General features: G+C 60.3%; 28 protein-coding genes and 2 pseudogenes. 9 read left to right on the top strand and 21 right to left on the bottom strand.

What is annotated here, in order from left to right; genetic code table 11:
• The first annotated feature begins 19 nt into the window (after positions 1 to 19).
• Positions 20 to 1,180, top strand: coding sequence for an aromatic ring-hydroxylating oxygenase subunit alpha (locus AACW30_RS08230; RefSeq protein WP_200624712.1), 1,161 nt, complete (start codon positions 20 to 22; stop codon positions 1,178 to 1,180).
• Here AACW30_RS08230 and AACW30_RS08225 read toward each other — a convergent pair.
• A complete protein-coding gene (locus tag AACW30_RS08225) occupies positions 1,163 to 2,068 on the bottom strand; it encodes a LysR substrate-binding domain-containing protein (protein ID WP_119740615.1) in 906 nt (301 codons plus the stop codon). The genes AACW30_RS08230 and AACW30_RS08225 overlap by 18 nt on opposite strands.
• A gap of 91 nt (positions 2,069 to 2,159) precedes the next feature.
• Here AACW30_RS08225 and AACW30_RS08220 point away from each other — a divergent pair, with 91 nt between their 5' ends.
• From AACW30_RS08220 to AACW30_RS08190, 8 genes and pseudogenes are all read left to right on the top strand, one after another.
• Entirely contained in the window at positions 2,160 to 3,095 is a 936-nt protein-coding gene (locus tag AACW30_RS08220) for a DMT family transporter (protein ID WP_200624711.1), read from the top strand.
• A gap of 37 nt (positions 3,096 to 3,132) precedes the next feature.
• On the top strand, positions 3,133 to 7,209 hold the full coding sequence (locus tag AACW30_RS08215; protein ID WP_200624710.1) for an SDR family oxidoreductase: 4,077 nt from the start codon (positions 3,133 to 3,135) through the stop codon (positions 7,207 to 7,209).
• Positions 7,134 to 7,616 (top strand): annotated as a pseudogene (locus tag AACW30_RS31500) (alcohol dehydrogenase catalytic domain-containing protein); the annotation flags it as partial. The gene AACW30_RS08215 and the pseudogene AACW30_RS31500, both read left to right, overlap by 76 nt.
• Positions 7,617 to 7,676: 60 nt before the next feature.
• Positions 7,677 to 8,213: a zinc-binding dehydrogenase gene (locus tag AACW30_RS08210; RefSeq protein ID WP_237266721.1), complete on the top strand. Its 537-nt coding sequence runs from the start codon at positions 7,677 to 7,679 to the stop codon at positions 8,211 to 8,213.
• A 27-nt stretch (positions 8,214 to 8,240) separates the two neighbouring features.
• Positions 8,241 to 8,873 (top strand): adenylyl-sulfate kinase, encoded by a 633-nt coding sequence (cysC, locus tag AACW30_RS08205; protein WP_256680509.1) that lies wholly within the window; start codon positions 8,241 to 8,243, stop codon positions 8,871 to 8,873.
• Positions 8,874 to 8,901: 28 nt separating this feature from the next.
• On the top strand, positions 8,902 to 10,362 hold the full coding sequence (locus AACW30_RS08200) for an FAD/NAD(P)-binding protein (RefSeq protein WP_200624709.1): 1,461 nt from the start codon (positions 8,902 to 8,904) through the stop codon (positions 10,360 to 10,362).
• Between the two features lie 363 nt (positions 10,363 to 10,725).
• Positions 10,726 to 11,166: pseudogene (locus AACW30_RS08195) on the top strand (Arm DNA-binding domain-containing protein); the annotation flags it as partial.
• 224 nt (positions 11,167 to 11,390) lie between these two features.
• Positions 11,391 to 12,167 carry a hypothetical protein gene (locus AACW30_RS08190; RefSeq protein WP_234452641.1) on the top strand — a complete coding sequence of 259 codons (777 nt, stop codon included), beginning with the start codon at positions 11,391 to 11,393 and terminating at the stop codon, positions 12,165 to 12,167.
• 52 nt (positions 12,168 to 12,219) lie between these two features.
• Here AACW30_RS08190 and AACW30_RS08185 read toward each other — a convergent pair whose 3' ends face one another.
• From AACW30_RS08185 to AACW30_RS08090, 20 genes are read right to left on the bottom strand one after another with little or no spacing between them, the layout of a single operon-like run.
• Positions 12,220 to 12,924, bottom strand: a complete 705-nt coding sequence (locus AACW30_RS08185; protein WP_200624707.1) for a sigma-70 family RNA polymerase sigma factor — start codon at positions 12,922 to 12,924, stop codon at positions 12,220 to 12,222.
• A gap of 18 nt (positions 12,925 to 12,942) precedes the next feature.
• The gene (gene fliP, locus AACW30_RS08180) at positions 12,943 to 13,668 is read right to left on the bottom strand and encodes a flagellar type III secretion system pore protein FliP (protein WP_442793521.1); all 726 of its coding nucleotides are present in this window, start codon (positions 13,666 to 13,668) and stop codon (positions 12,943 to 12,945) included.
• A complete protein-coding gene (locus AACW30_RS08175) occupies positions 13,665 to 14,006 on the bottom strand; it encodes a hypothetical protein (RefSeq protein WP_325167571.1) in 342 nt (113 codons plus the stop codon). The genes fliP and AACW30_RS08175 overlap by 4 nt, the downstream gene beginning before the upstream one ends.
• Complete coding sequence (locus tag AACW30_RS08170) at positions 14,003 to 14,308, bottom strand: FliM/FliN family flagellar motor switch protein (RefSeq protein WP_200624706.1); 306 nt, start codon at positions 14,306 to 14,308, stop codon at positions 14,003 to 14,005. Before AACW30_RS08170 ends, AACW30_RS08175 begins: the two co-directional genes overlap by 4 nt.
• Positions 14,309 to 14,324: 16 nt before the next feature.
• The gene (locus AACW30_RS08165; RefSeq protein WP_200624705.1) at positions 14,325 to 15,065 is read right to left on the bottom strand and encodes a FliM/FliN family flagellar motor switch protein; all 741 of its coding nucleotides are present in this window, start codon (positions 15,063 to 15,065) and stop codon (positions 14,325 to 14,327) included.
• Between the two features lie 3 nt (positions 15,066 to 15,068).
• Positions 15,069 to 16,250 carry a flagellar basal-body rod protein FlgF gene (gene flgF, locus AACW30_RS08160; protein WP_200624704.1) on the bottom strand — a complete coding sequence of 394 codons (1,182 nt, stop codon included), beginning with the start codon at positions 16,248 to 16,250 and terminating at the stop codon, positions 15,069 to 15,071.
• Positions 16,247 to 16,669 (bottom strand): flagellar hook assembly protein FlgD, encoded by a 423-nt coding sequence (locus AACW30_RS08155; protein ID WP_200624703.1) that lies wholly within the window; start codon positions 16,667 to 16,669, stop codon positions 16,247 to 16,249. The genes flgF and AACW30_RS08155 overlap by 4 nt, the downstream gene beginning before the upstream one ends.
• A complete protein-coding gene (locus AACW30_RS08150; RefSeq protein ID WP_200624702.1) occupies positions 16,659 to 17,390 on the bottom strand; it encodes a hypothetical protein in 732 nt (243 codons plus the stop codon). Before AACW30_RS08150 ends, AACW30_RS08155 begins: the two co-directional genes overlap by 11 nt.
• The gene (locus AACW30_RS08145; RefSeq protein ID WP_200624701.1) at positions 17,380 to 17,841 is read right to left on the bottom strand and encodes a hypothetical protein; all 462 of its coding nucleotides are present in this window, start codon (positions 17,839 to 17,841) and stop codon (positions 17,380 to 17,382) included. The genes AACW30_RS08150 and AACW30_RS08145 overlap by 11 nt, the downstream gene beginning before the upstream one ends.
• Positions 17,842 to 17,846: 5 nt before the next feature.
• Entirely contained in the window at positions 17,847 to 19,193 is a 1,347-nt protein-coding gene (locus AACW30_RS08140) for a FliI/YscN family ATPase (RefSeq protein WP_200624700.1), read from the bottom strand.
• The gene (locus AACW30_RS08135) at positions 19,177 to 19,887 is read right to left on the bottom strand and encodes a FliH/SctL family protein (protein WP_200624699.1); all 711 of its coding nucleotides are present in this window, start codon (positions 19,885 to 19,887) and stop codon (positions 19,177 to 19,179) included. Before AACW30_RS08135 ends, AACW30_RS08140 begins: the two co-directional genes overlap by 17 nt.
• Positions 19,877 to 20,323, bottom strand: coding sequence for a hypothetical protein (locus AACW30_RS08130; protein ID WP_200624698.1), 447 nt, complete (start codon positions 20,321 to 20,323; stop codon positions 19,877 to 19,879). Before AACW30_RS08130 ends, AACW30_RS08135 begins: the two co-directional genes overlap by 11 nt.
• Before the next feature lie 3 nt (positions 20,324 to 20,326).
• The gene (fliF, locus tag AACW30_RS08125) at positions 20,327 to 21,703 is read right to left on the bottom strand and encodes a flagellar basal-body MS-ring/collar protein FliF (protein WP_200624697.1); all 1,377 of its coding nucleotides are present in this window, start codon (positions 21,701 to 21,703) and stop codon (positions 20,327 to 20,329) included.
• Between the two features lie 3 nt (positions 21,704 to 21,706).
• The gene (gene fliE, locus AACW30_RS08120) at positions 21,707 to 22,012 is read right to left on the bottom strand and encodes a flagellar hook-basal body complex protein FliE (protein WP_200624696.1); all 306 of its coding nucleotides are present in this window, start codon (positions 22,010 to 22,012) and stop codon (positions 21,707 to 21,709) included.
• Between the two features lies 1 nt (position 22,013).
• Positions 22,014 to 22,409, bottom strand: a complete 396-nt coding sequence (locus AACW30_RS08115) for a flagellar basal body rod protein FlgC (RefSeq protein ID WP_200624695.1) — start codon at positions 22,407 to 22,409, stop codon at positions 22,014 to 22,016.
• 2 nt (positions 22,410 to 22,411) lie between these two features.
• A complete protein-coding gene (locus tag AACW30_RS08110) occupies positions 22,412 to 22,789 on the bottom strand; it encodes a hypothetical protein (protein WP_200624694.1) in 378 nt (125 codons plus the stop codon).
• Between the two features lie 9 nt (positions 22,790 to 22,798).
• Entirely contained in the window at positions 22,799 to 23,908 is a 1,110-nt protein-coding gene (locus AACW30_RS08105; protein ID WP_234452640.1) for a flagellar basal body P-ring protein FlgI, read from the bottom strand.
• The gene (locus AACW30_RS08100; protein WP_200624692.1) at positions 23,905 to 24,474 is read right to left on the bottom strand and encodes a flagellar basal body L-ring protein FlgH; all 570 of its coding nucleotides are present in this window, start codon (positions 24,472 to 24,474) and stop codon (positions 23,905 to 23,907) included. The genes AACW30_RS08105 and AACW30_RS08100 overlap by 4 nt, the downstream gene beginning before the upstream one ends.
• On the bottom strand, positions 24,461 to 25,159 hold the full coding sequence (gene flgA, locus AACW30_RS08095; protein ID WP_200624691.1) for a flagellar basal body P-ring formation chaperone FlgA: 699 nt from the start codon (positions 25,157 to 25,159) through the stop codon (positions 24,461 to 24,463). The genes AACW30_RS08100 and flgA overlap by 14 nt, the downstream gene beginning before the upstream one ends.
• A complete protein-coding gene (locus AACW30_RS08090; protein ID WP_200624690.1) occupies positions 25,159 to 25,932 on the bottom strand; it encodes a flagellar hook-basal body protein in 774 nt (257 codons plus the stop codon). The genes flgA and AACW30_RS08090 overlap by 1 nt, the downstream gene beginning before the upstream one ends.
• Positions 25,933 to 25,935: the final 3 nt, after the last annotated feature.

The raw sequence follows: 25,935 nt of genomic DNA, 5'->3' as shown, positions 1-25,935 counted from the left end.
ACTGATCCATGGAGGTTCCATGACCAGCGTCCCTTCCGCGTTGCACCTGGCCCGCGGGTTCGACATCGACCCTTTTGCTTCTTTTACCTTGCCTAACGAGCATTACATCGACAACCAGTTATTCGACCGGGAAATGGAAGCGGTGTTTGCACGTACCTGGCAATACGTCTGCCACACCTCCGCACTGCCCAACGCGGGTGACTACCGAGTGCGTGACCTCGGTCGGCGAAGTGCGCTGGTGGTCCGTGACAAGGACGGTACACTGCAGGCCTTTCATAATGTCTGCCAGCATCGTGCGCATCGACTGGTCGAGGGCAGCGGCCATGTGCCCGGGTTATTGACCTGCCCGTATCATGCCTGGGCCTACAACACCCGAGGACAGTTGATCAGCGCGCGTAAATCCGAGCACATCAAGGACTTCAGCACGGATCAGATTCAACTCAACCCGGTACGCCTGGAGGTGTTCTGCGGTTTCATCTTCATCAACTTCGACTGGAATGCGCAGCCCATGCAGGTCCTGCTGCCTGGGCTCGACGCATCGATCCGAACCTTCTCGCCAGCCCCGGAAAAGCTGTTTCACGCCTATTCCAAGGAATACGGCGTGCAGTCCAACTGGAAGGTCTCTGTGGAAAATTACTCGGAGTGTTACCACTGCCCGATGTGCCATCCCACGCTCTCGACGGCAACCCTCGACCTGAAGAGTTATCACCTGGCGATCCACGAGCATTATCACGCACATATCAGCAGCGATAGTGGCGTCAACCAGGGCTATACGATGAAGCAAGACTCGGCCCGATCGCGCGAATTCGGCGCCTGGTACCTGTGGCCGAACTTTTGCCTGGAGGTCTATCCAGGAGGGTACATGAATGTGTTGCATCACCTGCCGGTCAGCGTGGACAAGACACTGCAGGTGGTTGAATGGTTTTGCACGGCAGCAACTCCCTCCCGGGAAGAACAGGAGGTCATCGACTTCGTCGCCGTGATCCGTGAAGAAGATATCCCCTTGTGCGCCAGTGTGCAGCGCGGCCTGAACAGCGACGGCTACCAACAAGGTCGCTTTATAGTTGACCCGGCACTAGGGGCCAACAGCGAACATGCCGTGCACGACATTCAGAAAAAGACCCTGGCCGCACTGGGACTGCTGTACACGGACGACGAGGCGTCAGTCTGCGAACGATGAATTCAACCATTCCAGCACGTGGCGAACTGACGGGCTGAGGGTTTCATCACGCCACTTGTACACGCTCAGGGCTTCAGGGAGGTGTATCGATTCGGAAAAAGGCCGTACCAGGTCACCACTGGCGAGCATCTTTTCACTGGTCCGACGCCACCCAAGGGCAAAACCCAGGCCTTCGACACACGCCTGCATCATGACCGGATAACTGTCATAGAACTTACCCTTGAGTTCTCCGGGCCTGATGTGAAACTCCCCCAGCCAGTCGCTCCAAGTGCTCCAGTACTGAGGCGTGGCAACGTGATGCAGTAAAGGCAGATCCACCAAGGTTTGCAAGGTCAGTGGGTGATCGCCCAACGAGGCCAGGTAGCCGGGACTGCACACAGGAAACACGTCATCACTCAAGGTCAACAGCCGTGTGTGATCACCGGATGGGCGCCCCGAGGTTTGGATGGCTATATCGAATTTTTCCGCTGTTTCGGTAATCGGTTGGATGGATGCATTGAGGCGAACTTCCAGGTCAGGGTACTTCCTGTGCAAATGCGTGATATTGGGCATCAACCAGTAAAAGGCTTCGCACAATTGAACCTCCAGGACAATTTCACTGTTGTCTCGTCCTGACTTCAGGTCTTCGGCGCGTGAAGCAATGCCCAGGAACGCCGTGCGCACCGCGTCGCGAAACTCGGCGCCCGCCTCGGTCAGAAATACGGCGCGATTTCTACGCGTAAATAACGCGACGCCAAGGAATTCTTCCAGGGATCGTATCTGTTTACTGATTGCAGCCTGGGTGAGATGCAACTCATCCGAGGCTTTGGAAAAACTTTCCAGACGCGCCGCGGCTTCAAAGGGAACCAGGCTGGAAAGTGGGGGCAGTGAGCGTTTGAAGTTATCCATAATTTTCATTCCTCCTGCGTAACCATAAGTCACTTTAAATGCAATACGAGCTCAACCAGAATCCTCCAGGTCGATCACATCAGGATCCATCATGTCTGCAACCACAACCGTTACCGCCGCTGAAAACCGACAAAGCATCCTCATCGTCGTAGGTTCGGTGTTCCTGTTGTCAGTGTCAGACGCTCTTATCAAGGCCACCAGCGCCGAGACATCGATGTGGCAGCTCTACGTGATTCGCTCGATCCTGGCCATCGGCATGCTCGTCGCCTTGTTGATGTACCGCCGCGGCACAACGCAGCAACGGCCGCTTTCCCCCTTGTGGATAGGGACAAGAAGCCTGCTGCTCGCCCTGATGTGGATCGCCTTTTACAGTGCCCTGCCCTTCATCAGCCTGACCATAGCGGCATTGGCAATCTATACGACACCTTTGTTTATCGCTTTGTTCTCTGCTGTCACCTTGGACGAGCATGTCACACCGCGAAAATGGGTGGCCATTCTAGTGGGGTTCGCCGGGGTGCTGGTCACGCTCGCGCCCAGTCAGGCTGATTTCAACCTATGGACGCTGCTGCCCGTGCTTGCTGCGATTTTCTATGCCCTCGCCGCGGTCGTGACCAAGGGCAAGTGCGCCAATGAGGTGCCGATGCACCTGGCCCTGGCGCTGAACATCGTCCTGTTGTTGATGGGGGTGGTCGGCAGCATTGTCGTCGCACAGACCGGCCCTCACCTGCCGGCCAACGAGGGCCTGCGATTTCTGGTGGGCGGCTGGTCGCCAATGGCGATCAGCGACTGGGGCGTGATGGTCGTGCTGGCGATTCTAATGGTATTGGTCAGTACCGGCATCGCCCGGGCCTATCAAATCGGCGAGACCTCGATCATCGGCGCATTCGATTACACCTACCTGATCTTCGCGATTGCCTGGGGGGCGTTGCTGTTCAATGAAGTGCTCAATGGCCGGACCGCGGCCGGTCTGGCCCTTATCCTGATTTCAGGCTTCATCCTGCTGAAAAAGCCCACCGCCACGCGCTGAACGCTTCACATGCACAGGCCTTAACAAGGAGCTGTTTATGCTGACGTCATCTGATTCCCTGCCCAATGTGATTCTGTGGGCGGTTTCCCGCAGCCGCTCTACCGCTTTCGAGCGGGCCGTGATGCAGCATCCGGACGTCAGGGTGTTGCACGAAAGGCTCTCCGAGCCTTTTCTGGCCAGGCATTTTCCCGAAAAACATGCGCTGATTGAGCGCACCCGCCGGATCAATAACGGGCCGCCCGGCATTCCCGGTTACGCCGAGGCGATGGCGTTGCTCGGCGAACGTCCAGCACGACCGCACCGCTTGCAATTCTCCAAGGAAATTGCTTACTTCGTCGACTTCGACTCGATTGATAGCACGTGGCTGGTGCAATTCAGGCATGTGTTCCTGGTACGCCAGCCGCGGGATGTGATGCGCTCGCTGTATCGCGTCAGCCAGAGCGGTGGCACCACCTATTTCGATGCGGATGAATCCGGCTTCGATGAGCTGGCTCGTATCCATGAGCGGGTGCTCGAACAGTGTGATGCCAGTCAGGTGCTCTACCTGGACAGTGATGAGGACCTGATGGGGGATACGCGAGGCACTCTGGCGCGCTTTTGTGATTTCGCCGGTATCGACTTTTCGCCTCGCCTGTTGAGTTGGGCACCGGAAAAGGTCGAACAATGGCAATTTTTCCAAGGCTGGCATGACGATGCCGAGCGCTCCTGCGGTTTCGCCCACGTCGCGCATCCCGAAATCACGTTTCCGGATGCCGTCGAATGTACGGCTCGGAACAAGCAACCCCTCTACAACTTTTTCCATCTGGCAGCCGCCTGGCAACGCGTGCCCCCCACGAAGGATCACCTTGCCTGCCTTCATGAACCGGCGGAGGCACATCTGCGCGTGCTGTTACTGGCATCGACGAGGCAGCAGCACCTGCGTGCGTTGCAATGGGCAGCGCAATTGCCTGGCGACTACGCCGTTTGGCTATGGAGCAGCCCCGCAGCCTGCCATTTCGACGCAATCATCCGCGAAATCGAGCAGTTGCAGGACCTGCCCCTAGTGACGCTGACGACCTCTGGTGACCCGGTGTCGCTTGAGTTCGTGCGCCGTCTGAGTCATCGCCAGCTGTGCCTGATCTGCCCCGACAGCCCGCAGGCACGCCACACCGAGGTCAAGCTGATCATTGTTGATCGAGATAACCCGGCGATGGATGAAGTCGGCCCACGGATTGCCCAGTACCAGCGGGCGGCAGCTCAATACAGTCGCGAGCTGCAGATCAGGACCCAGCGTCCTGACGCCCCAGCCCACACAACAACGCCGTCCTGGCACATGCAGCTGCGTCAGTTGCTGCGCGATGCCCCGGACAGCACGGTCGCAGCAAGCCCTCAACGAAGCCTGAGCGCCCGCGATCTGAATGCCCAGGCGTGCACGCTGGCTGAGCGGCTTTTGCACAGTTGCCCGCACGGCGGGTGGGTGGCTATCCGCCTGGACAAAGACCTGCGCACGCTGGTGACCATGACCGCCTGCAGCCTGCTGCGCTGGCCTTACCTGGACATCCCGCAATGGTACGGCACCGACGCGACCGCGAACGTCCTGGCGAAACTCGATCCAGTGGTCGTGGTGGGCGATACGCTTACTCTCCAATCCCTGGCAGGTCGTTATCGCACGCTGCTGCTGGACCACCTGCCGGAGCGCTGCGACGCTGTACCAGAGCTTCGGCCGCAGCCATTCGGTGATGTGGCCTATGGCTTGCTGACCTCGGGTACGACGGGTATGGCAAAGGTCGTCACAATTGGCGAACACGGTCGCCTCGATTCACTCGCCTTCTGGCGTCAGCATATCCGCCGCGGTGATCGCATCGGCCTCAATGCCTGGATGACCGGCTATGTCTACTACCCCATCTTCAGCGGCGCGGTGGCCTGCTTGATTCCGGACGCCATGGTGCTGGATCCCCACGCCCTCACAAGTTTTATCCAGGACAGTCGTCTCTCTCAATTGATGATCACCCCTAGTCTGGTGGCAGGCCTGCTGCAAAACGAACAGGCATTCCAGCAGGCGTTTGCGAACGTGCATACCCTGTGGCTGAGCGGCGAGCCGCTACCTGACGCAATTCGCGAACAGCTCAGGCATTGCCTGCCCGACTGCCAGGTGCTCGATCTGTATGGCTCAAACGAAGCCGGGGACGTTGCCCTGGTCGGCCCGGAAGGCCGCCTGCACTTCACCCCCGGCACCGAAGCCTTCGTGCTGGACTCGACACTACAGTGCGTTCGCCTGGGCAGCCCTGGCGAACTCTACGTGTACACCCAGGGACTCACGCCGGGTTATCTGAAGGACGATACGGCCGACCAGTCGGCCTTCGTATCCAACCCGCTGGCGCCGACACGGTCGGACCTGGCCCCGCAGCTGCTGCGCACCGGTGATAGGGTGCGACTCAGCGAAAGCGGAAATATCCACCTGCTGGGCCGCAGCAGCACGCATCTAAAATTGCGCGGGTTCAAGGTATTCAGCACCGATGTGGAACGCATCCTGGTTGCTCATCCCGAAGTACACATGGCCTTAGTCACCACGCGCGGCCGCGGGCTGGACCTGCAACTGGTAGCCTTTGTCGCTCCAGCGGATGCCGAGCACCCACCCCATGCCAACACGCTGCGGCAATGGGCGAGTCAGCACTTGCCGGCCTTCAGCGTTCCGGTGGCCTATTTCCTGACCCCATCGATCCCGGCCGGCGCCAGTCAGAAGCGCCTGAGTGCGAACATACTGCTGCAACTGCCTCTGGTTCCTCTGCCGGATGACGAACCGCCACTCACGCCCCTGCAATCTCGGGTCGCAGCCTTATGGGGCGATTGCCTGAACCTTCAGGGTGTGACTCTGGGCCCCGACAGTGACTTCCTCGACATGGGCGGCAGCCTGTTGCTGTTGGAATTGATAAACCTGATCAACCGGACTTTCCGTTTCGAGCTATCCGTTGCCGATGTCACCCGCGACGCTACCCTGGCGGGCATTACGCAGCTGATCGCGCTTGAACTTCAAGGCGAGCCCGTCCTGGAGGTCCCCTTCTCTGTCGAAACCGAAACCGAGCGTTACCTGTCCAGGCTGCAAGCGCCTGTTTCGCATGTGCCTCCACGCGAGGCACGGCGGACAATACTGGTTACAGGGGCCACGGGGTACCTGGGACGGATGATCGTGCGTCAGCTGCAACAGGCCGCGGGGGTGGAACGCATTCTGTGCCTGGTGCGGGCCGAAGACACGGCCCACGCACAGCAACGGGTTGCGGATCTTGGACCAGTGGAGGCTGTGGTTGCGAACCTGAGCCAGCCCGGGCTAGGCCTGTCGCCCGAGGATTACCGTCGCTTGTCTTCGGAGGTCGACTGCATCATTCATTGCGGTGCCGAGGTCAACTGGCTCAAGCGTTATGAACGCCTGGCCGAGACTAACGTAGGCGGAGTCCTGGAAGTGCTGCGTCTGGCTGCCATGGGCGGTGCTGGCGTTGTCATCGCCTCGACCTTGCCTGAAAAGGTCCCGACCACCGGCTACAACCGTGCCAAGCTGGTTGCCGAAAGCGTGGCGACAAGGTTCCGTGAGCAGACCGGCATAGATCTGGACATCCTGAGATGCGGGGACATCAGCGCCCCCATCCGGGCCAATGCCTGCGACCGCATCAACCCCGACGACTATGTCGGACTGATGATTCGTAGCTGTCTTGCCCTCAAGGCCTGGCCGGCGGAAAGCGACTGGTCGCTGAATCTCACGCCGGTGGATCATGTCGCACGGATCTTCGTGCACTGTGCCCTCGGCGAATCGACGACCCACTCGACGTCAATCCACCACCTTTACAACCCAGAGAGCACCCGCTGGGAACAGATCTGCAGTTGGGTCCAGACACTCTTGGGGACGGACCGGTTCACCGCACTCCCCCTCGCACAATGGCGCGTCAGACTCGAAGCCCAGGCACCCGGCAACGCAGTGCTGCAACGCACGTTGCTGATCCTTCCAATGATCATCGAAGACTTCAAACACTTCAGTCATCCGGCCCCGTTGCAAATCGCGCAGCTGAAATGCCCGGTGATCGATGCCGAATGGACGCAGCAGTACCTCACGGCACTCAACCTGCACACAGGAGAGACCCCATGACACAGACTACCACCGGATGGGCGGCCCATAGCCCAGGCTCGCCATTGGAGCCCTTTACGTACCCCCGCCCGGATCCGGGCCCCAATGAAGTCGAGATCCGGGTCACCCATTGCGGCGCCTGCACGAGCGACCTGCATTTGATCGAAGGAAACTGGGGAGAAGCCTCTCAATACCCGCAGGTGTGTGGTCATGAGGTGGTCGGAAAAGTAGTCCGCAGCGGGGCCTCGGTAACGGGGCTCGTCCCGGGGCAACGGGTTGGTGTCGGCTGGTACAAGGGGGCATGCCTCGCATGCGAGTGGTGCCTAAAGGGTGAAGAGCAGCATTGCCCAAAGGTGGTGCCTACCTGCAGCGATGGGCACCGAGGAGGTTTCGCGGACTTTTTGACCTGCGACGCACGGTTCGTATTCCCCATCCCCGATGCCATGCCCTCGGCCATGGCGGCACCATTGTTTTGCGCGGGACAGACGGTGTTCACCGCACTGCTGCGTGGCACTCGTCCGGACATGCAGGTCGGCGTGCTGGGCATCGGGGGGCTGGGTCACCTGGCCATTCAGTTCGCCGCCAAGTTCGGGTGCACCGTGACCGCGCTGTCTAGCTCCGAAGACAAGAAATCCCAAGCCATGGAATTGGGCGCTAGCCACTTCTACACCCTGGATCCGGACACGCTGAAAGCCCAGGCAAACACCTTGGACTTCCTGTTGGTGACGGCTTCCAACGATCAGGACTGGGAGAGCGCCATCGCCTTGCTGCGCCCGCGCGGCACCCTGTGCTTTGCAGGCATGCCCAACCCCGTCACCCTAGATATCGCGGCGATGACCTACAAAACTCTGACGGTCTCCACCGCCAACGTTGGCGGGCGCCACGACATGCTGCAGATGCTGGCGTTTGCCAGCGTGCACCGTGTCTGGCCCCTGGTCGAAACATTCCCGGCGACAGGAATCAACCAGGCCCTGGATGCACTGCGCAACAACCAAGTGCGTTATCGCGCCGTCGTCGAGTTCTGACCCACACAAGCTCCACGGAGATACCTCATGCCTTCTTCGCTGGCACTACCGCCAACCGTCCCGGTGCATTCGGACCTGGTCTCCCACCCCTTCGAGATCGGGCGTCAGGAGCATTCCGATTTGAAGGGCCACCGTTCGCTCCTGTTGTGGTTCACCGGCATGTCCGGCGCAGGCAAGTCGTGCATCGCAAACCGGGTCCAGGCCAACCTGCACGAGCGTCAACTGCATACGTGCCTGTTAGACGGTGACCGGCTTCGTCAGGGCCTGACCGCCGACCTGGGCTTTGCCGATGAAGATCGCAAGGAAAACATCAGGCGCACCGCTGAGGTGGGCAGACTGATGGTGGATGGGGGCGTGATCACCTTGGTGTGCCTGATCTCACCGTTCGAACAAGAGCGTCGCATGGCCAGAGCGCTCTTCGCCCCCGACGATTTCATCGAAATATTCATTGATGCGCCGCTGGCAGTCCTGGAGCGACGCGACCCCAAAGGGTTGTATGCCAAGGCGCGTAAGGGCCTGATCAAGAATTTCACCGGTATCGACTCCCCCTATGAACGGCCTCTATCCCCCGACATCTTGATCGATAGCGCAACGACCTCTGTCGAGCAGGCCGCGCACACCATCGAAGCATTCCTGCACAACCGTCGGTTCTGGAATTGACCGTTACGTTCATCACGGGGCAACCATTATGAAGACGCTGGTTATCGTTGGTGCTGGCTTCAGCGGTGTGGCCACTGCGGCACAGATTCTGCGCAGCGCAGGTACCAAACTGCGCATAATATTGGTCAATCGCACGCGGGCCATGGCGCGAGGGCTGGCCTACGGCACCAACAGCCCTCTCCACCTATTGAACGCCAACGTTGGAAAAATGAGTGCGCTGGATGATGATTCCGAAGACTTTTTGAGGTTCTGCAAAAGCCGGCATCTCAACGTCGAGTCTACCTCGTACGTCAGTCGCAGCCTGTATGGCAACTACTTGAACGATGTCCTCAACCGCGCTGAACGATTAAATCCTGGCGTGCAGTTGTCACGGATTGTCGCGGAGGTCATACAGGTGCAACCCTGCGGCGACGGCGCCCGGCTCAAGCTGTCGGATGGGTGTACCCTCGAGGCGGATCATGTGGTCCTCGCCTTTGGCAACTTCCCTCCCGCCGACTGCTGCAACTTGAACAAGACCCTACGTCCGCAGACCTACGCGCATGATCCCTGGAATCCTCCCCTATGTCTGGCGTCCGATCCAGACACCGCGGTGCTGTTGATCGGCTCCGGCTTGACAGCGGTCGACATGGCGCTGCAGCTGGTTCAAAAAGGCCATAGCGGCCCAATCCATTTACTCTCTCGGCGCGGGCTCTTGCCCCTGGGCCACTCACCGGAGGCCATTGCCCCCCTTAGCGCCCCTGTGCACCTGGGACGAGGCTCACCTCGACAGCTGATGGCGACACTGCGCAAGCGGGTCAAGGAACACCAGCGCAGAGGAGGCGATTGGCGAGCCGTGGTCGACAGCTTGCGTCCGTGGGTACAAAAACTCTGGTGCGCGATGGATACCCCGCAGCAGCGACAATTTCTACGACATGTCCAACCTTGGTGGGACGTCCACCGTCATCGTTTGGCACCCGCCACTTTCGAACATTTTCAACGTCTTCTGGAAAGTGGACAACTGGCCGTTCATGCCGGCAGGTTGAGCAATGTGGCGCTGCTGGGCAAAAGCTTGATTGTGGACTTTAAACGGCGCAGCGGTCAGGCAACTGAATCGCTCAAGGTCAGCAGCATCATCAATTGCACCGGCCCCAACCTTGACATCCGGCGAGTCGATACCCCCTTGGTCAACAACTTGCTGGAGCAAGGGCTTCTTAGCGCCGCCCCGTGTGGCTTCGGGATACTTGTGGACGAGCAATTGCGCGTGTTGGATCAGCTGCATCAACCGATACCTTGGCTTAGCTATGTGGGGCCCATGCTCAAGGCGCAGTATTGGGAAGCCACCGCCGTCCCTGAGCTTCGGCGCTTTTCGTTCAAATTAGCCACGCGCATGGCCACCCTGCTGACAGATTTACCGGTTAGCAGTGGGCAAGATTCCCGGTTGCGCGTGACGCCTCAAGGTGGACCCGGCGTTGCCACTGACCTAAAAAGCACTCCGCATGCTGGAGGGTGAACGTAGCCCTGTCGGCAACTGCCGTAGAGGCAGTCCGGCTACCGGCCATCCCCGCGCGAAAGTACATTGAAGACCACCCCGTACGGCCTCGATATCGTCAGCGCGTCATTCGTGAACGCTCATATACGCCACACGAATTGGGGCAAAACCGGGGGCATATCTGAAATTTTGCTGCTTGAAAGCAGTGCTCTAGAGCCAAGTCAAAATGTTTTTTGGCGACCCCGATAGCTTGTAACTGAATTCCACAACGGTCCAAAAAACTTTTATTAACAGTTGGTTACCACGAGCTTTAGTCCACTGCCATCCGTCTAAATCCAATGGATTCCAGGGTGCTTGGGGGGAAAATTTTGGTTTTAAAAAATTATGCCCCCACCGATCGCAACCGCTAGTGCTGCTGTTTTCGGACGAAAACTCAGCGATGCTTTCATCCGCACCTTGGCCGAACCCGGTAAGCACGCCGACGGCGAAGTCCCTGGCCTCTACTTGGAGGTAAGGGCGTCGAGCAAGGCCGGCAAATCCCCTTCAAAGGTTTGGCGATTGAAGTACCGGCTGCATGGCAAGGAAAATCGATTTTCCATCGGCGCTTACCCCCACATTGGTCTCAAGGAGGCGCGCGACATTGCCCGCGGTGCACGCCGCGACGTGGCTAACCACACCGCTCCGCTCAAGGCCAAGACCGCCAAGATCGAGGCGCAGTTGCTCAATGAAGAGCGCACCTTCGCGTACGTAGCCGAGCAATGGTTGGCATTTAAGTCTGCCGAATTGGTGACCAAATCCATCTCGGGCTTTATCGGAGCGCTGAACATCAAACCTGAATCTCCAGCAGCCCCTCGAAAAAAGAGTGACGACAAACCACGAACACTGTATATACATACAGTCACTACCTGTAATGGCCGCTGAAGTCGCATTCGATCCGAATCAAATGAAGCGACGTTACGCTGTAGTGAAGTGGCTGTATGACGGCAGTCATATGCCTAGGGTTATTTCGACCCGCACTCAAGCACGAATTTTACTTAAGGATGAGTATTATGAACGATGATTTGAAGCACTCAGGATCTACCACAACTTCGCAACCCACCACCTCACTGGAGCAGGTCAAAACAGGACGGGTCCTGGATTTCTCTTGGTTACCCAACCTCAACACCACGAGCACCGTCGTCTCGGCAGATTTTGTCGATTACAAGGTCGATACGTCGCTGGCCAATCCGACAGGTGACAGCCACTCAATTGCACGGTTTACCTATGCACAGGGCAAAGGTGGAGGTCAGATCAGTGCGCTGTTTCTGGAAGAGATGCGTGCAGGTGTACGCGACAACACCCAGATCGGGCTGATGATCGGACGCAAATGGGTACTGGATCCTGGCTCTGAAGTCTCCGGTAGCGTCGGTACCTTCGTGGTGGAGCAATTCGATGACATGCGCACCAGTGTCAACTATGTCGCCGCTTTCGCCCGTGTCTTCGCCGACCCCAGGATGGTCACTTACCACGCCGGCGGTCATGTGCACACCAATGTGTCGATCACGGCCAGCAGGCCCTTGACCATGGCGGATTCAGGTAAGTCGATTCTCGTCATCAGCAACACTGACGTCACACTTACGCTGGGTGACGATGTGGTTGAGGGTTTCAAGGTCACTCTGATCCAGGCAGCCGCCGGCAGGATCAACATCGCAACATCGAGCAGCCATACGATCTACAGCAACGCTGGAGGCCGGACGCGCACGCTTAACCCGCTGGATGAGCTGGAAGTCAGCACCTTCCCGGCCGGTCCGGTGTTCCTGGCCTTCCGGGTCAGACCTACCGCCTGACGATGTACAGCGCGCTGGCCAGGGAGGCTCTCAAGGCCAGCGCCATTTATGCCTACCACCGGACACCGCTCATGAAATGCTCATGATTTTGCCGCACACGTTTCAGCGCTTGAGCATGCAACTGTGAAATCCTTCCTTTTGAAAGGCCCATCAGCTCACTGATCTCCGTGAAGCTCAAGTGTTGATAGTAATGAGCAACGATTACCCGCTGTTCGTTGGGCGGCAGCTGTTTCACGCATTCATTCAGGTGGTCATGGTTTTGCTCCGCCTCATACACATTCAAAGGGTTACTGGCCTCAGGCTCATGATCAATGATGCCTGACTCCAAGAACAGTCCAAACGCCAATCCTATCGCTACGTTGGCAACGCGCTCCAGATCGCTCGCGTCTTCGTCCTCACTACCAGACAGGCTCACAAGACGGTCCTGGTACATTTTTCGGCTATCACGTACGTAACACGCCAGGCCTTTGAGTACGCTGCCTTTCACATAGGGTTCGGCATAGGCCTGAAAGCGGGTCTTCAATATCGGGTTAAATCGGTCGATGGCTTGCAGCAAGCCGATAGACGCCAGATTAACGTAGTCGTGCCATTCGGCGAGCGGGTGGGGATATCGCACGTAAAGCAAGCGCGTAATCATGCGCAACCACTGCCCGTAAAAGAAAAACAGATGGCTGCGGGCATCGCTGGATTTTTCGCTCAGCCAAGCCTGCCAGAGCGAAAGTTCATCGGTTTTGTCAGCATCTTTTTCCGGTTCCATGGAGTGGGTCGACTCTGGCTAACCCAAACCACGCATCAACGTCTGGGCGATCAATCCCCAACCATCGATGAGCAGGAACAACATGATTTTCAGCGGCAGTGAAATGGTGATAGGCGGCACCATGATCATGCCAAGGGACATCAGGATGGACGCCACCACCAAGTCAATGATCAGAAAAGGCAGAAAAATCATGAAGCCAATCTGAAAGGCCACCTTCAGCTCGCTGAGCATGAAGGCCGGCACCAGTTTGACTGGAGACAGGCCATCCGGGCTTGTGGGCAGCGGCGCCTTGGCCAGCTCGTAGACCAGCCGCAGATCCGATTCTTGGGTCTGGCGCACCATAAAATCACGAATCGGCACCCAGCCCTGCTGCGCGGCGCCCTCCAACCCCAGCTTGCTGGCCAGAAACGGACGCACACCCACGTCGTAGGTTTTTTCCAGGGTCGGCGCCATGGCAAACAAAGTCAGAAACATCGACAGCACGATCAACACAATGTTGGGTGGTGTTTGCTGCAGGCCAAGCGCCTGGCGCGTCAGTGACAGCACCACGATATTTCGCGTGAAGGTCGTGAGGGCAATCACCATAAAGGGCACAAACGAGAGTGCCGTCAGCAGTACCACAATACTGGTCGGCGACTGGATCTGATTGATGTGCAGGCTGCCCCACTCAGAAAAGTCATCGACAGCCAGCGCCTTCAGAGGCAATAACCCCAGAAGCACGAGCGCCAGGCCGCGGCCCTTCACGATTGAACATCCGCAGCGGGTGCAGAGGCCGATTGGCCAAGCACGGTCACTGTTGCCCCGTTGGAGGACTCCGTGACCAATACCTGGGCGCCCTCGGCGCTCAGCAGGTAGACCTTGGTTTTGCTCGACAGCCGCAACGCGCGGGTGCAGTTCAATGGCGCGCAGGCAACACTGGCATTGCCTGGGGCCTGGCGCTTGGAGTACCAACGCATGACCACGTACACGATGGCCAATAACAACGCCGTGACCAACAGCACCTTGATCATGAGCACAAACGACAGCGGGTCGTCCTGGCGCAGCGGCAGCCCTAAAGGCTGGCTAGTGATTGGCGTGGTCACAGTATGTGCGTCAACTGAATGCCAAAATTATCGTCGACCGCCACCAGATTGCCGCGCGCCACGGCCTTGCCATCCAGGCACAACGACGCGGGTTCATGTACTTGCTGCAACAGCTTGACGATATCGCCACTTTTGAGCGCAAACAGTTCGTCGACACTCATCGACGCATTGCCCAGTTCAACCACCAGTTCCACCACCACGTGCTTGATCAGGTTCATATCCCGCTTGATCAGCGTTGGCATGCCTTCATTGGCGACGCTTTTTGCCTCTTCCAACTCGATTGAATCGACTGTCACTGTCATGCGTAAACTCCTTGGGCTATTGGCCGGAAATCAGTTGTACGGCGAGATGGTCCTGCTGCCGGGCCAGATACCCCGACGCCACTACCCTCTGGCCCACCCGCAATTGCAGGGCTTGGGAAAGCAGGGCCTGGGCGCGCAAGGTGTCTCCCGGCTGCAGGTCGTTCATCTCACCAATAGACAGGCAGGCCAGCGGTAACTGCAGCGAAAGCCTGACCTTGGCATTGCCCAACGCTTGCTCACGGGCAAACAGCGGCGGTTTCACCTCGTGCGGCCCCAGCGCGCTGTTCAACAACGCAGCGTCCAGCACCACATAAGCCCAAAACGACTCGACACGCACACGCACTACTATGTCGCTGCTGAGCGGTTTGCCCAGCGCATGTGCAGCGGTCGCGACCAACCCTGTGGAGGGCACGTGGCCGATGGACGCCAATACGCCGTTGACCAGCGCTTGCCGGGCTTCGTGCAGCAAATAATTCGCGGTCTCGCCTGCGGGCAACTCCTGGGCGAACGCACCAAACACCAACGACACCCAGTTGCCTGCCACATACACCCCTGCGCCTGCGGCATCGGCCTTGAACCACTCCAAGCCTTGTGCACGCGCCGGGTCATCTGCCTCGACAAGCGCCAGGCATTCGACCACCCAGGGTTTTGCCACTGGGTTCAAGCACCATTGCTCGCGCCATGCCTGCACCGCCGCTGGCAGTTTTTGCGCCGCCTCGTGCCAGCGACGCTTACCCACAACCCCCAACGCTCTCATCGATTAACCACCCCGAGTGCCGTTGTAGAGTTGCTCCAGCATCTCGTTGGAGACCGTCATGACCCGGGAACTGGCCTGATAACCGCGCTGGATAATGAGGATGTCACCGAACTCCTGCGCCAGGTCGACGTTGGACAACTCAAGGTAACCGCCCTGGATGCGTCCGAACTGCGCCTGCCCTGCCCGGCCAAACTCGGCACGCAGGGTGGACGGCGTTTTGTACTGCGAGTTGGCGCCTGCAATCAGCGCGGTCTCGTCGGCAAAATCGGCCAGGGCCAACTGGTCGCCGCTGCGCTTCTCACCGTTGGCATACGTAAATTGCACCACGCCTTTTTCATCGAAGGCGTAACTGCTCAACCCCGCAATCGCACTGCCGTCGACCACCCGCGCGCCCAGGGTATGGCTCGGACCGCTGGCCACCTGTGAGGCCAGGTTGAAACTGCCGGGCGTACCAAAATCCAGCTGAATACTCTGGGCCGCGCCGTTGGCCGTGAGGGTGAAGTTGAGTGTATTGGAGCCTGCCACAGGGCTGCCGTCGGGGCCGAAGGCAATGGTGCCGCTTTGCAGCAACGCACCACTGGCCTCGGATACGCTGACTTTCCAACTATTGGGCGGTGTGGCTTGCGGCTCGAACTTGACGCTCAGGGTGTGGCTGGCACCCGTCGCATCAAACACCTGGATCGAATTGATCTGGTGTGTGGAGTCCGTAGGGCCGCTGCGCGCCAAGGCGCCGACCATTTCGATGCGCGTCGTCGCCTGGGGCGGCAAGGTGCGCTGGCCCTTGATGTTGATATCGCGCAGGTTGCCCGCCGAGTCGATGCCGGCCACTTTCAGCTGGGTCACGGTGTCTACCAGATAGCCGTCCTGGTCCACCTGGAACTGCCCGGCGCGGGTGTAGGACAGTTCACCGTGCGCGTCGCGCAGCACGAAGTAACCTGCACCGTTGACGGCCACGTTGGTGTTGTTGCCGGTCTGGCGGTTTTCGCCGGGTTTGATCCGCACCTCGGTACCGGCGATACCGGCGCCGAAACTCTGCCCGTTCTGGCCGTTGACGCTGCGGTAAAACGTGTCGCTACCGCGGTACCCAGGGGTGTTCATGTTGGAGACGTTATTGGAAACGTTGTCCAACCCCTTAGAAAAGGAAAACAGGCCACTCATTCCGTTATAGAAAGCTTGCAGCATCATGCCCCCTGCCTGACCAGTTTGATTTGCGATATACGCACGTCCGTCAACACGGAGCCGTCGGCTTTTTTGATCGAGAGCACCGGTCCCGTCGAGGAAAACGCAATCGCCGATACCGCGCCGATGACGCTGCCGCCGGTGGTCATGTTGATTTCCACCTGACGCCCCAGCAGCCCAAGCGACTGTGACGTGGCGCTCATGGACACCAGGTTGTTGGTGTTTTCATTGGTGACGCGGGTTTGCTCAAGGTTGGCGAACTGCGCCATCTGCGCCAGAAATTCCCGGTTGTTGATCGGCTCCAGAGGGTCCTGGAAGGTCAACTCGGTGAGGAACAGCTTGATGAAGTCCTCCTGCCCCAGGCGGCTCTGCGCCAACTCCGAAGTGGTGGTACTCAGTTCATTGCCAATCGCTTCAATGGCCATGGGCGTCGCCTGTTGAATGCCGCGAGAGAGAGGGGGCCTGCCACACGGGCCGGCCATTGATCCAGATGCTTTGCGGGCACAGCGCCTGGCGCGTCAGGTCTTGCACCAGGGCCTGCTGTTCCTCCTGGCCCAGGTGGTAGTCGCGGATGATCACCTCGATGCCTTTACCGCGTGGCAGCACATGCAGATGCCGCTCGGGCCACTTGCGCATCAGGTAGGCCGACACCTGCGCACTACCAGGAAGCTCAGGGTTGCCCTCAGCCAACTCATCACTGGCAACCCGCAAGGCGGTACGTTCAGGGGCATTGTTGCCATCAACTGAGGGCAGCGGCGTTTGGATCTGCATGCGACCTGCGGTTTGATACAGCGCGGGGGCGTTGCCCGCCACAGGTGTCCAGCGTTCAGCGAGTGTCGTCGCCGCAAAAGCTGACGGCACATACGACAAATGGTTTCCGGCGTGAAGCCCCAGACCATAGAGCGACAGCACGCCGCGCTCAGGCGCCTCCACACTCGTCTGCAGCAGGCGCTGGGTGCCAAGCAGGTCCGCCGTGCGAGCCGAAGACTCATCGGTGGTGAGCAACGCTTGCTCCGCCCTGGCCGCCTGCGGCTCAACTCCCGCCCTTTGCGCGAACGTCTGCCCCTTGGGAGGATTGTCACGCGGCACTGGCGCCTGCGCATCCGGCGGCGCAACCCACAGCGACACTCCCACGTTAAGCCCCATGCCCCGCTCCCTGCGCCTGCTGCGCATCAAAGATGTCGATGAATTCCTGAGCCCTCAGGGACTGCTGCACGTCGCGCAGCACCGCGTTGAAGGCCTTTTCAGTCACCTGCACTTCCAGCGTGCGGCGCCCTAACAGCGCTCGGCATGCGCGCTCCTCTTGCTGCACTGCGTCCAAGGCCTGCACCCGCGCCTGCAAAGAGGTAAAACTGTGTGACTGGGCCAGCAGGCGCTGCTCGTATTGCGCCGGATCCAACACCGCACCTGGGCGGCCTTGTTGTGCAAACGCCGATTGCAGTTGCCCATAGCGCTGCTGTTCTGCTTCCAACAGACGTTCGGCCGCACCCACTTCGCGTAAACAGGCGGCGTGACTTAATGCAACTTTTTCGCGCTGCAACGCCCGCAAGCGCGTCGCGGCGGCCAGTTGCCGCAGCTTGCGCTGTTCATCCTGCATGCTGTTCACCCTGCATAGGCGGTTCCGGTGGTCAGTTGCTGCGCCAAACGCCCCACGGTGTTCCAGGCGTCTGCCATGGGTACGGACTCGCTCGAGCGCTGTTGGAGCAGCTCATCGAACTGCGGCTTCATCCTGATCATGGTGTCCAGCACGGGGCTGGAGCCCTTTTCATAGGCGCCCAACTCAATCAGGTCCGCACTGTTCTGGTACGCCCCCAGCCCCGCACGCAGCGACTCGACCTGGGCTTTTTGCGTGTCGGTGCGCAAGGCATTGGCGAGGCGGCTGACGCTGTGCAGCACATCGATTGCCGGCCAATGCTCGCGAGCGGCGATGCTGCGACTCAAGACAATATGCCCGTCGAGAATTGCGCGCATATTGTCGGCCACTGGCTCATTCATATCGTCACCTTCCACCAGCACGGTATAGACGCCGGTAATCGAACCTTGGCCATTTAGCCCACCGGCGCGCTCCATCAACGGCGGCAGCAGCGCGAATACCGAGGGCGTGTAGCCGCGACTGCCCATCGGTTCGCCGGTGGCCAAACCAATTTCACGCTGCGCCAGGGCAAAACGGGTGATCGAGTCCATGATCAACAATACGTGCTGGCCCTGGGCGCGGAACCACTCGGCGATGGTGGTCGCCGTGTAGGCCGCCTGACGTCGCAGCACGGCAGGTTGTTCAGCGGCGGCGGCAATCACCACCGCCCTTTTCAACCCCTCGGAGCCAAGGCTCTCGCGAATGAAATCACCCACTTCACGGCCACGCTCACCAATCAGGGCGATGACAATCACCTCAGCGTCGGCGTACTGGCTCATCATCCCCAGCAAGGTGCTTTTACCCACGCCACTCCCCGCAAAAATGCCCACGCGTTGCCCACGCCCCAGTGGCATAAACACATCGACTGCCTTGACGCCGGTGACCAACACCTGGCTAATCGGCGAGCGGTGCAACGGGTTGATCGGCGTGACAAACCGCGGCATCAGCACCAGGCCCACCGGCGCGGGTTTATCGTCCAAAGGCCGGCACGTGGCGTCCAGTACGCGCCCCAGCAAGCCCTGCCCGACCGGCACCCGATAAGCCTCGCCACGCGCGACCACTTCACTCGCCAGGCACAGCCCGTCCACCGGCCCATAGGGCATGAGCAACACACATTCACGGCGTAAGCCAACCACTTCAGCTACCAGCGCAGCGCCCTCGGCAGCCGGCACTATGTCCACCAGCTCGCCCAGTTTCACTTCCAACCCGGTCGCTTGCAGCACCAAGCCCTGGATTGAAATCAAGCGCCCCACACGCCGACACAGCGTGGCCCGCGCCAGCTGCGCGAGTTGTTGCTGCTCATACGCCTGCCACATGGGCGTCACCTCCGGTGTCGGCGGCCAATAGCGCTTTAAGGGCTGCCAGCTGGGTGTCCAGACTCGCGTCCAGTTGGCCTATGCCGTGGTCGATCAGGCAACTGCCCGGCGTGGCTGCCGGGTCGGATTGAAACAGCGCCAGCAGCGGATCAGCCGGCATGCGCGCCTGTAGCGTGGCGTAGTCGGCAGCCGCCACGCGAATGCGCAGCGGCGTCTGCAATTGGTACGCTTCAATCGCTTGCCCGGCCATGTCCGCCACCAGCGAGCGGCTGGGTGCATGCTGGCCCAACAGACGCACGACCACTGCCAATGCCAACCGGCCAATCACCGGGGTCATCGAGGCCGTCATTTGCACGCGTTGCTGCTCCAGCTGGCTGGCCAGTTCCACCAGTTGCGCTCGTTGTGACGCCAAGGCCTCGCGCAACGCCGCTTCTTGCTTGAGCCAGGCCTGCTGCTGCTGTGCCAGTTCCGCAGCGGCCTGCTTGGCGAATGCCTCGCGCGCTTGAGCCAAGCCTTGCGCATGGGCTTGCTGATGCAACTCGGCCAGTTCCTGCGCAAAGGTCACGCGCAGAACGTCCAGTGCTGGTGCCGGTGGCGTGGGAGCCACGTTGCTACCCACCGGCAGACGCCGCCCACCGTTGCCCTGCTCAGGCTGGCGCAGCACCGTGGTTTGCCCGGGCGCCTTAGTGCTCATCCGTGCCTCCCGAGCGCTCCAGATAACCACGCAAGCTGGTGACCAGAGCCGGCGGCAAGGTGTACTTGGCAAACGCCGCGTCCCAGCGCCTGATGGATGCACTATTGGCCAAGGTGCTCAACGCGTCGCGCCGCTGCGCAGGCGTTTCCAATTGCAAAGCCAGGCCGGCCCAAAACGGGTGGTCGGCCTGGAGCAAGCGCGCATGTACACCCTGGCTGTGGGCACTGGCCTGGGCTTGGGGCTGGGCGGCCAGTTCGTTGATCAAGCCAGCCAACACCGAGGGCTCGCTGGCCAGCCCCAACTCGTGGATTTCCCCCAGCAGTGCGTCGATTTTTCGGCGTTCGTCAGCCGCGAGATTGGCCAGGATCCATTGACGATCATCAGCGTGCAGGCAGGCCAGGCGCACCGCCGCCTTGCGCAGTGGGGAAATGTGCATGGTTCAGCGCCCCTCCACCAGCCAGCGACGCAAGTCGCCGAGCAATTGTTCACGCTCCATCGAAGACAGGCGCGGCAGGCTATTGGCTGTGCGGGCCTCGCGCTTGCGAGTGCCCATCCACAGCAGCAACAACAGGATCGACAGCGCCGCGGCCAGGGCAGCAATACCCCAGCGCATCCAGGGGATTGAAGCCTCTGGCGCGCCCTGCGGATCGGAAGAGACCACTGCCGGGATTGTGCTGGAGGTGGCGGCGACTTTCGCCGCCGACGTCACCGCCAGCGGCGGTATATAGGCAATCACCAACCGATCACCACGCGCCATATCCAGCCCCAGGGCCGCCTCCAGTAAGTTCTGGATTTCCTTGAGCTGGGCATTGGCCGCCGGCGTGTTGAGCACGATGCCGACGGTGATCCGTTCGATCTTGCCGGCGGCGTGTTCGGTTTCGGCGCGCTCCTTACCCACCTCGTAGTCCACCTCACGGTTGTTTTGCGCGCGTTTGGAATTGCTCTCACCCGTCGAGTTGTCGGTGGACGCCGTGGTCTTTTCACGGCGGATGGAGCGCTTGTCCGCCAGCGGCTGTTCGCTGATGGACTTGACCCGGTCAAAATTCATCTGCACCCGCACCGATACATCAGCGCCATTGCTGCCTAATGGGCGCAACAGCAGTTGTTCGGCTTTTTGCTTGAGCGCCTGCTCGACCTGCGCCGTCAGTTGCTGATGCTCGGGCGCCGCCGCTGCGCCGTCTGAACTGCTCAACACCAGGCCGTCTTCATTGAGCACGGCAACGCGCTCCACGGCCATGCCCTCCACCGCCGAGGCCACCACTTGTTGAATGCCGCGCACGCGCTGGGGGTTCAAGGCGCCTTGCGCCCGTGGGCGCACAATCACCGAGGCCTTGGGCGGCTCTTCGGCTTGCTGGTACAGGCTGGTTTTCTTGAAAGTCAGATGCACACGGGCGTACTCGACCTCCGACATGCTCATGATCGAGCGCGCCAGCTCGCCTTCCATCGCCCGTTGGTAGTTGATCTTCTGGCTGAACTCCGACATGCCATAGTCGGCCTTGTCGAACAGCTCGAACCCGCTGCTGCTGCGGCTCGGTATGCCCGCCTGCGCAAGGTACATGCGCGCGGTGGCGGCTTCTTCGGCGGCCACCTCGATCACGCCTTCCTTGGCGTTGATGCGATACGGCACCTGGCGCTGGCTCAGAATCGCCAGGATCTCGGCTTGCGAAGCTTCGCTGGCGTCCTTGTAGAGCGCCACATAGCTGGGCCGCAACACCCACCAGGCAGACACGGCCAACAGCGCGATGATCACCACCACGCCAGCGAGAAATACGCTGGAACGACCACTGAAAAGCTTCGACACGGGTTTGTCTTCCATGGGTTAAATCTGCAACCGCGCCAATTCCTGGTAGGCATCCACCAGACGATTACGCACCTCGACCGCCAATTGCAGTGACAACTTTGCCTGTTCCATGGCCATCACCAAGTCATGGGGCGCCACGTTTTCTCCCACGGCATAGGAGGACAGCAAGGCGGTGGCCTGGTCGGTCTGCTCGTTGAGTTGCACGGCGCCGGATTTCAATTGGCCAAGAAAGTCAGTGCCCGTCACGTTATTTGTCTCAAAGGCCAGCGCATTTGCCGACGACAACGGTGAGTTCAGCCCAATAGGTGTAATCGCTGTGGTCATGTCACTTCCCGATTTCGAAGGCTTTGAGCGTCATGGCGCGCAAGCTGTTGTAGGAACGGATATTCGCCTCGTAGGCGCGGGTTGCCGAAACCAGTGTGGCCATCTCTCGGGCGGCTTCGATATTGGGGTAATGGACCATGCCGTCCTGATCGGCCATGGGGTGCCCTGGGTCGTGTACCACACGGGTTTCGTTGCCCTGATAAGCCTGCACCCGTGGCGCATGCAAACCCACCTGGCTGGCAAAACTGCCGGGCGGCGCGACGCGCAGCAGCGGTGAATCCTGGCCTGGGCTGAGTGCCACATTGGCAATCGCCAGGTTGTAGCTGGCGACCTCGACCCGTGTGCGCTCGTAGGCCATGCTGCCGCGAATCACCTCACTGATATTGTCCAACGGCATACTCAGCGGCCTCCCTTGATCGCCAATTGCATCAAGCCGAACTGGCGCGAAACACCATCGGCCAACGCCTGGTAGCGACCGCTGGCAGCGGACAACTCGGCTACCCCGGCGTCAGGTGACAGCGGCGTAATCGGCGTGTAGTGCTGCAGATAAGGCGCCAGCTCACTGTCTTGCAGGGCGCGCAACGACTGCGCGAACAGTTGCGCGTCACCCTGGGCACCGCGCAACGCTGCCAGCGGCTCATGGCTGTTGACGCGCATGGCCTGGCCGCCGGGCACGCTGGCCATGGCAATATTGTGCGCTGCGACCTTGGCCCGCAGATGCTCCAGGCTCATGGCAAAACGTACGGTCTCAACCGCCAGACTCATATCCGCAGACATCAACGCTCCTTATTGAACAATCAGCTCGGCGTGCAAGGCGCCGGCTTGTTTGATGGCTTGCAACACGGTGATCACTTCACGGGTGCTCAGGCGCACCTGATTGAGCGCCTGCACCAGGTCGCCCACGGTCGCGCCCTCTGCCAGCTTGACCGGGCCATGCTGCTCCTCGTTTACATTCAGCTCGGTATCCGGCACCACCACCGTGCCCACGCTCGGGCCGGTGCGCCTAATCCAGGACGGCTGGGACACCTGGTACTTGGTGCTGATCACCACACTGAGCGAGCCTTGGGAAATGCTCACCTCACCCAACCGCACATGCGCGCCCGCCACCACCGTGCCGGTGCGCTCGTTAACCACCACGCGGGCGGAATAATCCGGCGCTACGGAGACGTTTTCGATGCGCGAGATCAGCCGCGGCAAGCCTGCCGCGCTGCTCAAGGGCACTTCAACTTTTGCTGCATGCACCACGCGCACGCCGGGCAAGCCCAGCTCACGGGTCAACGCATCGGCAATGCGCTGCGCCGTGGTGTAGTCCGGCTCGTTGAGCACCAGCACCAGGTTGCGTGCGGCGGCATCATTTTCGGTGAAGGCCGAGCGCTCGACGCTGGCGCCACGTGGAATGCGGCCGACCGTAGGATGGTTTTTCTGCACCGAGTTCTGGTTGGCTTCGAACACATACCCACCCACCGACATCGGGCCTTGGGCCAAGGCGTAGAGTTTTTCATCGGGGCCATACAGCGGTGTCATCAGCAAGGTGCCGCCCAACAGGCTGCGTGCATCGCCCAGGGACGAAACCTCGACGTCCACCTTGTCACCCGTCTCGCTGAACGAGCGCAAGTTGCCGGTGACCATCACCGCCGCCGTGTTGCGGGCATTGAGGTCGGTGTCCGCCACGTTCACGTTGAAGTTTTTCAGGGTATTGACCAGCGACTGGCGCGTGGCCCGGTTGCGGTCGGTGTCCCCGGTGCCAGCCAGGCCCACCACCAGCCCGTAGCCGATCATGGCGTAGTCACGCACGCCCTGGATGCGTGTCAGCTCCTTGATGCGTACATCGGCCCATGCCCCTGGCAGCCAGAGGCTGAGCAACAGGCCGACTAATCCCACCGTCAACCGCTTCATAGGATGCGCAGCCATTTGAGGGTTCGGAACACGATATTTTGCTTTTGCGCATCGGTGATAACCCCATCGCCCACGATGTCGATTTGCGCATCGGCCAGGCGGTAGGACAGCACGGTGTTGTTGTAGGCAATATCATCGGGGCGCACCAAACCGCTGATACGCACCTGCTGCTTCTCATCATTGACGGTCACCAGTTGCTCACCGCTGACGCGCAGCAAGCCTTCAGGCAACTGGTCAATGATGCGCACCGACACATTGGTGCGGATCTGCCCGCTGCGGTTGGTCTGGCCTTTGCCGCTGGTATCACCTTGCAGGCCGAGGCGGCCTTGATGGCTGTCGCGGTCCCAGCCCAGGCGCGCGGAAATATCAGTGCTGCTGTCGGCACCGGTGCCGGCAGCGCTTTGCGCGGTGGTGGACTCCACCACCAGGATCGTCAAGGTATCGCCCACGTGGTAGCCACGCCGATCACCGGTGAGCGAGCGGTAGCCATCGGGGTTGATCAGGCTTTGCGCACTGGCGCACAGGGGCAGCAATGCAACCAGCCACAGCGCCTTAACGTTGTACATGCACTTCCCCTTTACCGGCCACCACCGCCAACAGGCTCGACTGCGCGCCGTTGACCAATACCGGCACCTGTTCGCCCATTACGCCGGGGCGCATCGCCTTGCCTTCGGTACGTAGCATCAAGCCTGGGCCAAAGACCACCACCGTCACGGTGGCATCACGCAGCACCAGCGGTTCGGCTTTCAAGTGCCGGGTAAGGACCGGCATGCCCGCGTTGACCCTTTGCCCTAACCACGCACCCTCCAGGTGACTGGCCAAATCGTCCGGCGAGACTTGCGCGGCGGCCAGGTCCAGGCGCTCACGACGTGGCTGGGTATCGCCCAGCGCCTGGTCTGTGCGCCCATTGCGGCCATACACCCACACCTCGCCCCAGGCTTGAACCTTGAACCATACCGTGACCTGGCTGGCGTGTGCCTGCCCACACAACGTGCCTTTAAGCTCAACCGCCACGCGGCTGCGCAATTGGGTCGACAACAGTCGCACCTGGGGTGAGGCCATGGCCGGCAGTTCACCGATGGGCGTTAGCTGGATATCCAATTGATCGTTGGCCAAGGCCGGGCGCACGCGCTCGGCAATGGTGCGGGCCAACTGGCTGGGCGTTGGCGCTGCGGCACACTCAAGCGCACTCGCCTGGGCGCAACAAACGCCGCTGACAAGCAGGCCGACACAAGCGCTCTTGATATTCATCAGCGGCGCAGGTTATTGATGGTTTCAAGGATCTGATCGCCAGCTTGCAGCAAGCGCGCGTTCATTTGGTAGGCGCGCTGGGCCAGTACCAGGTTGCTCATCTCATCGATCAGGTTGACGTTGGACATCTCGACATACCCCTGCAACAGCACGCCCTGGCCATCCCGGCCGGGTTCGGCATAGATCGCTTCACCGCTGTCCTGGGACGGCCGGTACAGGCCATCACTGAGTTTTTTCAGGCCCTCGGCGCTGGCAAACTTGGCTAGTTGCACCTGGCCGACCGTGATGACTTCGCCGGTCTCGACGATCTTGGCCTGCACTGAGCCATCCTGTTTGATCACCAGATTGCGCGCATCCGGCGGCACGCGAAGATCGGCGGTCAGCACCTGGCCCGTGCTCATCGCCAACTGGCCGTCGGTGTTCAAATGAAAGCGCCCGGCGCGGCTATAGGCCAACTCGCCGGTGGGCAACTCAACCTCAAAAAAGCCGTCGCCCTGGATTGCCAGGTCCAGCTCATTGCCGGTCTCACGCACCGTGCCTGGGCTGAACACCTGAGTCGGCTCGGACGCCTGGATGCCCGCACCGGAAAGCAGCCTTTCGGTCATGCCGCCGCCATCATCGCGCGTGCCGACATCACGCACCTGGTCGTGAAAATTGACCTGGCTGCGCTTGTAGCCGATGGTCTGCATATTGGCCACGTTATTGGAAATGCTGTCGATCCAGGCCTGGTTCGCGGATAAGCCGGAACTGGCAATACTCAATGCATCAATCACACC

Origin of the sequence: Pseudomonas sp. MF6747, assembly GCF_963890955.1 — a bacterium.
GTDB lineage: Bacteria > Pseudomonadota > Gammaproteobacteria > Pseudomonadales > Pseudomonadaceae > Aquipseudomonas.
The sequence above is the reverse complement of the archived record's forward strand: the minus strand, read 5'-3'. Positions and strand labels throughout refer to the sequence as shown.

Coding starts and splice junctions, on each gene's coding strand:
- AACW30_RS08135 (WP_200624699.1), bottom strand. CDS start 19,887: ATGAGCACTAAGGCGCCCGGGCAAACCACGGTGCTGCGCCAGCCTGAG.
- AACW30_RS08225 (WP_119740615.1), bottom strand. CDS start 2,068: ATGGATAACTTCAAACGCTCACTGCCCCCACTTTCCAGCCTGGTTCCC.
- flgF (WP_200624704.1), bottom strand. CDS start 16,250: ATGATGCTGCAAGCTTTCTATAACGGAATGAGTGGCCTGTTTTCCTTT.
- AACW30_RS08140 (WP_200624700.1), bottom strand. CDS start 19,193: ATGTGGCAGGCGTATGAGCAGCAACAACTCGCGCAGCTGGCGCGGGCC.
- fliE (WP_200624696.1), bottom strand. CDS start 22,012: ATGACCACAGCGATTACACCTATTGGGCTGAACTCACCGTTGTCGTCG.
- AACW30_RS08190 (WP_234452641.1), top strand. CDS start 11,391: ATGAACGATGATTTGAAGCACTCAGGATCTACCACAACTTCGCAACCC.
- AACW30_RS08110 (WP_200624694.1), bottom strand. CDS start 22,789: ATGTCTGCGGATATGAGTCTGGCGGTTGAGACCGTACGTTTTGCCATG.
- AACW30_RS08165 (WP_200624705.1), bottom strand. CDS start 15,065: ATGAGAGCGTTGGGGGTTGTGGGTAAGCGTCGCTGGCACGAGGCGGCG.
- AACW30_RS08100 (WP_200624692.1), bottom strand. CDS start 24,474: ATGTACAACGTTAAGGCGCTGTGGCTGGTTGCATTGCTGCCCCTGTGC.
- AACW30_RS08185 (WP_200624707.1), bottom strand. CDS start 12,924: ATGGAACCGGAAAAAGATGCTGACAAAACCGATGAACTTTCGCTCTGG.
- flgA (WP_200624691.1), bottom strand. CDS start 25,159: ATGAATATCAAGAGCGCTTGTGTCGGCCTGCTTGTCAGCGGCGTTTGT.
- AACW30_RS08155 (WP_200624703.1), bottom strand. CDS start 16,669: ATGGCCATTGAAGCGATTGGCAATGAACTGAGTACCACCACTTCGGAG.
- AACW30_RS08170 (WP_200624706.1), bottom strand. CDS start 14,308: ATGACAGTGACAGTCGATTCAATCGAGTTGGAAGAGGCAAAAAGCGTC.
- AACW30_RS08130 (WP_200624698.1), bottom strand. CDS start 20,323: ATGCACATTTCCCCACTGCGCAAGGCGGCGGTGCGCCTGGCCTGCCTG.
- fliF (WP_200624697.1), bottom strand. CDS start 21,703: ATGGAAGACAAACCCGTGTCGAAGCTTTTCAGTGGTCGTTCCAGCGTA.
- AACW30_RS08145 (WP_200624701.1), bottom strand. CDS start 17,841: ATGCAGGATGAACAGCGCAAGCTGCGGCAACTGGCCGCCGCGACGCGC.
- cysC (WP_256680509.1), top strand. CDS start 8,241: ATGCCTTCTTCGCTGGCACTACCGCCAACCGTCCCGGTGCATTCGGAC.
- AACW30_RS08150 (WP_200624702.1), bottom strand. CDS start 17,390: ATGGGGCTTAACGTGGGAGTGTCGCTGTGGGTTGCGCCGCCGGATGCG.
- AACW30_RS08200 (WP_200624709.1), top strand. CDS start 8,902: ATGAAGACGCTGGTTATCGTTGGTGCTGGCTTCAGCGGTGTGGCCACT.
- AACW30_RS08215 (WP_200624710.1), top strand. CDS start 3,133: ATGCTGACGTCATCTGATTCCCTGCCCAATGTGATTCTGTGGGCGGTT.
- AACW30_RS08105 (WP_234452640.1), bottom strand. CDS start 23,908: ATGAAGCGGTTGACGGTGGGATTAGTCGGCCTGTTGCTCAGCCTCTGG.
- AACW30_RS08220 (WP_200624711.1), top strand. CDS start 2,160: ATGTCTGCAACCACAACCGTTACCGCCGCTGAAAACCGACAAAGCATC.
- AACW30_RS08115 (WP_200624695.1), bottom strand. CDS start 22,409: ATGCCGTTGGACAATATCAGTGAGGTGATTCGCGGCAGCATGGCCTAC.
- AACW30_RS08230 (WP_200624712.1), top strand. CDS start 20: ATGACCAGCGTCCCTTCCGCGTTGCACCTGGCCCGCGGGTTCGACATC.